The sequence below is a fragment of the Okeania hirsuta genome (genome assembly GCF_003838195.1).
Taxonomy (GTDB): Bacteria; Cyanobacteriota; Cyanobacteriia; order Cyanobacteriales; family Microcoleaceae; genus Okeania; species Okeania hirsuta.
This window is the reverse complement of record NZ_RCBY01000047.1, coordinates 35,216-41,330: the sequence shown is the minus strand read 5'-3', so window position 1 is coordinate 41,330 and position 6,115 is coordinate 35,216. Positions and strand designations below refer to the sequence as shown.

Sequence of the window (6,115 nt, the reverse complement as noted above, 5' to 3'; positions counted from 1 at the left end):
ATTTCCGGATTAAGTATGGGAGTATGGGAAACAGAAATGGTAGATGCACCCTGATAGATAACCTCCGCCGTAATTGGTGGAGGTTTTTTTTGACAATAAAACAATAGAAAATCAAATTGAGAATTTCCGGATTAAGTATGGGAGTATGGGAAACAGAAATGGTAGATGCACCCTGATAGATAACCTCCGCCGTAATTGGTGGAGGTTTTTTTATTTAACAACTTTTCTTGATTTTGTCTAATGTATGTAAAAATATAATTTTATAGATGCACCCTGATTAATAATTCCTGGCCAAAACTGGCTGTTTTTTTTTGTATGGGATTAGAACAACTAAGACAACAAAGTTTTGATAATTGTTAATATTTGACTAAACAGATTTGAGGTGTAGATAAAATGTTTATAAACAAATTATAAACAAGATGTTTCACTAATATACATTAGCCAAACTTTTACAAAATCTTGACATTACTTACCGATTATTATACAGCTACCCTAAAATACAAATATTAATATTAATATTTCAAACAATTATGTCTGATTCCTCACCCAAAAATAACTGGTATCAAGACTTTAACCTGGAACAGAAATCCAATTGGTATGACCAAATAGCAGATGCTTACGATAGAACTAGACCTCGTTATCCCCAAATATTAGTCAACCGTGTCGTAGAAATAGCTCAACTTTCTTCTCATGCTAAGATTTTAGAGATAGGATGTGCTACAGGAACAGCAACAACTAGCTTTGCCGATCTTGGTTTTTCTATGGTCTGCGTAGAACCAAATTCAGAATCTTATAAAATAGCGCTGAGAAATTGCGATCGCTATCAAAGAGTTAAAATCATCAATACTACTTTTGAAGAGTGGGAATTAGAAAAGAATCAGTTTGATGTAGTGCTTGCTGCTACTTCTTTTCACTGGGTATCGTCTGAATTTCGTTATGCTAAAACTGCTGAAGCTTTAAAAACTAATGGCTTTTTAGTTTTACTTTGGAATACTCCACCCCAACCAAGTCAAGATATTTATCAGGAATTATTAGATTCAGTTTATCAGACCTACGCATCTGATTTAAAAGGGTATGAAGCGATCGCAATTCATCAACAAAATATTAGTAGTATAGGAAATGCGGTTATTGACTCTGGTAAGTTTCAAAACTTAGTTTCTGAAGAGTTAATATGTGAAGTAACTTATGATATTGATGATTATCTAGCACTTTTAAGCACCTTATCACCTTATATAGCAATGGATGCAAAGCAACGTAATACTTTATTTGAAAATTTGAGTACAATTTTAAAAAAATATCATGGCAATATCATTAACCTTTCTTACCTATCTGCGCTTCAGATTGCTCAGAAAGTATAATTTAACTGATCTATAAGTAAATTAGGTTAAGCAAAATTACAGCAGATTACAGGTAGATGAGGTACAAATATAAATGCTAAAGTCTTTGTAGTGCGGGCATCTTGCCCGCGACTGGTGTACTCACTAATATGAAATACGCTGTATAGCAATGTGCGCTGGCATATTTACAAATTACAAGAGGTGTCTAATAGCTAAAAGCCTTATATTATCGGTTTTTCATTCCCCCTTCCGGAGCTGTTGCCTGCGCACAGCGCTGTAACTGTATAGCAGTCGCCATTATAGTTATAGCAATGTGCTCTGGCATATTTACACATTAGACTTGTCGCTTTATAACTTCAAAAACCCCCAAAAACCTTGTTATATAAGGATTGTAGCTATTGGTGGCTAAAAAGGCCTTGAAATTATTGCTCTGTCTAGGTTGGAGCGATTTTTTCCCTCTATTTAGCGACAACTCTATTATTTTTTGTCAACCTTTTCCCTTACTGCACTTTGATCTACTCAGTTGTAAATACCTGAGCGCTCATTGCTATAGGACATCGGGTCACTATGATGATTTATGTCGCGAGCAAGATGATCGCACTAATTGTCCTAACCAACCTGGCGGTTGCTATATATTTTATGGTCAGATTGATCGCTAGGCAAAATTATTTTTTGTTCCCTACTCCCCTACTCCTGTAGGAGCAAACGGCCGTTAGCTTCGCATAACTATCGTTAACGCCCCTACTGCCTACTACCTACTTCCCTAATGTTGTCTATCAAGGGTGAAAACTGCGATCGCTATAAAAAGAACATGGGTAGTTTTGAAATTCACCCACGCCCTCATCTCACTCTTCCTCAACCTGTATTCCGCATTCCAGCAGCAATACCATTGAGAGTCAACAAAGCACCTTGTAACAACTCACCCTTACTATAGCGAGAGTGAATTACTCCTGGCGTACCTGTATCATGCTGACGCAGGCGTTTCAACAAAGCTACCTGCAACATACCTAGAGGAACAATATTAGCATTCCGCAACTGCACAGAACGCTGCAAATCTGGCTCTCCATCTAAAGGTCGTTGATGGCCAGAAATTTGTAAAACTAAATCCCGCGTTAGGTGATATTCAGTAGCAATTTGCTCAAACAACGCCTCAAATCTTTCCCGGTCTTCTGGATTAGATAATTCTCGGACATAATAATGAGCCATTTGTAAATCTACCTTCGCTAGAGTCATCTCTACTTTAGAGATTGCAGTAGTGAAAAATGGCCATTTTAGATAAAAATACTGCAAAAGTTTCAGGTGTTCTTCTGGTTGCTTTTGCACAAATTCTTGTAAAGCTGTTCCTACCCCATACCAAGCAGGTAACAGGAAGCGACTCTGAGTCCAGCTAAACACCCAAGGAATTGCCCGTAAACCAGAAATTGTCTTCTTTTTATCATTTTTCCTCCGAGCTGGACGAGAACTAATTTGTAGTTGACTAATTTCTTGGATCGGGGTAACTTGATAGAAAAACTCTACTAAATCCGGTTGTTCATAAATCAGATGTCGGTAATGAGTGCGCGATCTTACCGCCAACTCCTCCATAATGTCATTCCAGGTGTCAATTTCATCAAACCCTGTATGTAGTAAACTAGCTTGAATAACTGCAGTAGTAACATTTTCTAAGTTATACATTGCCAACTGAGGCAAAGAATATTTAGAAGCTAGCACCTCACCTTGTTCAGTAATCTTAATCCGCCCACTAATACTCTTACCTGGTTGAGCTAAAATAGCTTTGTAAGCAGGACCGCCACCACGTCCTACCGAACCACCGCGCCCATGAAATATCCGTAATGCGATACCATATTCCTCACCAATTTTATGTAAAGCTTTTTGAGCTTTATGAATTTCCCAGTTACTACTGAGGAACCCAGAATCTTTATTACTATCTGAGTAACCAAGCATCACTTCTTGCAAATAAAGAGTCTTTAACTCAGATTGCATTTGAGAGTCTGCTGGTTCTTGTAATTGATTATATCCACCAGCAAGTGCTGCCCGATACAAAGGCAATTCAAATAAATTGCGCATCACCCTGGGAGCATTTCTCAAGTCTTCCACTGTCTCAAACAGAGGAACCACCTGAATCTCACTTTTTCCAGTTGCCGGGTCATACAGTCCTGCTTCTTGAGCTAGCAACAACACTTCCAATAGATCGCTGACATCACGACTCATACTGATAATGTAAGTTTGGCAAATTTCTGGGCCAAACTCTACCTGTAACTGTCGCAGCATTCGGAAAGTGTTAATGATTTCGCAAGTCCTCTCAGAAAAAGGTAGTTCTGTAGGAATTAGTGGGCGACGAGTAGGCAATTCTGTTGATAGCCACTCAGTTCGTTCTGCCTCTGACATTTCAATATAGGGTTTAGGCAGAATTTGTAAATATTCAGTAACTTCATTAATCACAGCCTCATGGACAGAAGATTCCTGGCGGATATCTAGTCGTGCTAAATTGAAGCCAAAAATTTCTACCTGGCAAATGAGATTTTCCAAGTCACTACAGCTTAAACCAGTTTCGCTCAAGTTACGTTGAATTAGTTGTAACTCTTCTAGAAATTCGCCACCAGAACGATAAACTGCTGCTGTTTCTCGACGTTGGGAGAGAACTTCCATTTCTCTTTGGAGAGAATCACCATTATACAAGCGCCAGTTGCGATCGCGAGTATTTTCCAAACGCTTTCTCACATAAGACAACTTCAACCTATATGGTTCTCGCCGATAACGAATTGCCCATTGGTCATATACTTCGGGCATTTGCAATTGGTCGCGGTCTAACGAGTCCAGCAGTTCTGGTAAAACATCACTCCAATGCAACGACAAACTTAAAAGTTCGATCAGGGAATCAATAATATCAATATACTTATCTAACGCTATCTTCCGTTGATAGCAAGCTGTTTGCCAAGTCACCTCTGGTGTACAAAAAGGATTACCATCCCGGTCAGCTCCCACCCAAGAGCCAAACTTACAGAAATTGAAAGTAGGTGGTTTTAAGTAAGGGAAAGAACTATGCAGAGCTTGCTTAAACCTTTGATATAGTTTGGGAGTAGCTTCAAACAACACTTCTTCAAAGTAATGAAGAGTCGTTTCTACTTCATCAAGTACAGTAGGTTTAAATTGGTGTAGTTCGTCTGTACGCCACCACAAACGAATTTCTTCTGTTAACTGTTCCTTGAGAGATTCTGTTTCCCAGGATGAAACCATTGAATTTTCCTGTTCTCCATCTACAGACAATTCTGAAAAACTTTCTTCTACTAGATCGAGCTGTTGGAAAATTTTGGCAATGCGTCGCTGTTTTGTTCTAATTGTATGACGTACAATTTCTGTAGGATGTGCTGTAAACACTAGACGGATATCTAATTGATCAATTAATCGTTGAATTAATTGAGATGGCACATTCAGAGTCCGCAATAGGGGAAATAGATAATGAAATGTCCCCTCTCCTTCAGGTTTATTTCTGTTATCGCTCCAGACAGGAATACTTCCCATCCGCAATGAACAAGCTTCACCATCCTTAACTTCATCATCTTTAAAGATTAGTTTTCCCAGACCTTTGTTGTTAGAGTAGGCTAGTTGTTGAATCCTTTGTTCATAATGTTGTTCAACAATATTGATTAGCTGAAAATATAAAGCAAAAGCTCGGGCGGCCCGAATTGCATCTTTGAGTTCTAACTGTTCAATAAGTTGTACAATTTCTGAATCTAGAAAGTTAAAAGCTTGTCCTTCTGGAGAATTAACCGAGCGCATTTTCTGGAGTATACTTACCAATTCTTGGCCACACTCTTGCCTTAGCACTAATTCCCATAAATCTTCAATTATTTTAATTCGATTACCCAGAAACATACCTGAAACTTTAGTCGGGGGATTATTAACCCCTTGTTCTAGCGTTGTCTGTTCTGACTTTAGTAGTGAACTCATATTACCTATTCCTTAGTAGATACTGATATCAAAATCAATATATTGTTTGATACTTTTATACTCGTTCAATGAGATTTAGTAGTACCAAATTATCAAAATAGCTATTGCTAATAGGGGATTTTTCAACTATTGTTGGTTTATTAGGCATTGGTAAATTACAGGATAAAATTTGTAGGGGCAATCCCCCAATGATTAACCGGGGTAGGTTACAGAGCGGTACCCCAAAATATAAATTATCCCATCAATTACCAACGCCGTTTATTAAAAAAATATATATTCCTCATTAAATACCTCTTTTTCCACCCTTTCTTTTAACAATAAATAACTTTTTGCTTCCCACTATTAAAAGGAAGCGAGAGTCATTAATCTTTCTCTATAAATTTCGTGAGTCATTTTTCATCTACAAGTTAAACCCCCTAGCTCTTATCTGCCAAAATTTTTGTAGGCTATTCAGTAGCTTACATTTAGTCATAGGTCTAGTGTTAAAATACTTCTAAGTTCTACATCACTAAACCAACTATCTGGTAATTTTGTTTTTGTTAATGTTTTTATAACATTTTGGTTATTTTCCCAATCGTTAATCAGAAAAATGCCAAATACTAAACAAGCATCATGGAATAAATGTGCTTTTTTGACATATTCCACTTGCTTCAAGGAGTAGGGATCATGGCTCCCGCGAGACCGCTTAACTATGCTCTAATATTGCGGTAGTATTGTATAGGTTGTGCTGTCCCCTGTCATTCAGGTGGTTAACCTCAGTTGGCGGATGCCGTCCGCTACCGTCCGCTACTGTTTTATTCACTGAATCTTATTTTATTAGATACTTT

General features: G+C 37.8%; 3 protein-coding genes. 1 reads left to right on the top strand and 2 read right to left on the bottom strand.

Translation table 11 applies throughout. The features are described 5' to 3' along the window. Positions 1-530 precede the first annotated feature (530 nt). Positions 531-1,358 (top strand): class I SAM-dependent methyltransferase, encoded by an 828-nt coding sequence (locus tag D5R40_RS10680; RefSeq protein WP_124144260.1) that lies wholly within the window; start codon positions 531-533, stop codon positions 1,356-1,358. A gap of 834 nt (positions 1,359-2,192) precedes the next feature. On the opposite strand, the gene ppc is transcribed toward D5R40_RS10680, so the two are convergent. Then, positions 2,193-5,288, bottom strand: coding sequence for a phosphoenolpyruvate carboxylase (gene ppc, locus D5R40_RS10675; RefSeq protein ID WP_124144259.1), 3,096 nt, complete (start codon positions 5,286-5,288; stop codon positions 2,193-2,195). A 468-nt stretch (positions 5,289-5,756) separates the two neighbouring features. After that, the gene (locus tag D5R40_RS35020) at positions 5,757-5,933 is read right to left on the bottom strand and encodes a hypothetical protein (RefSeq protein ID WP_161564974.1); all 177 of its coding nucleotides are present in this window, start codon (positions 5,931-5,933) and stop codon (positions 5,757-5,759) included. Positions 5,934-6,115: the final 182 nt, after the last annotated feature.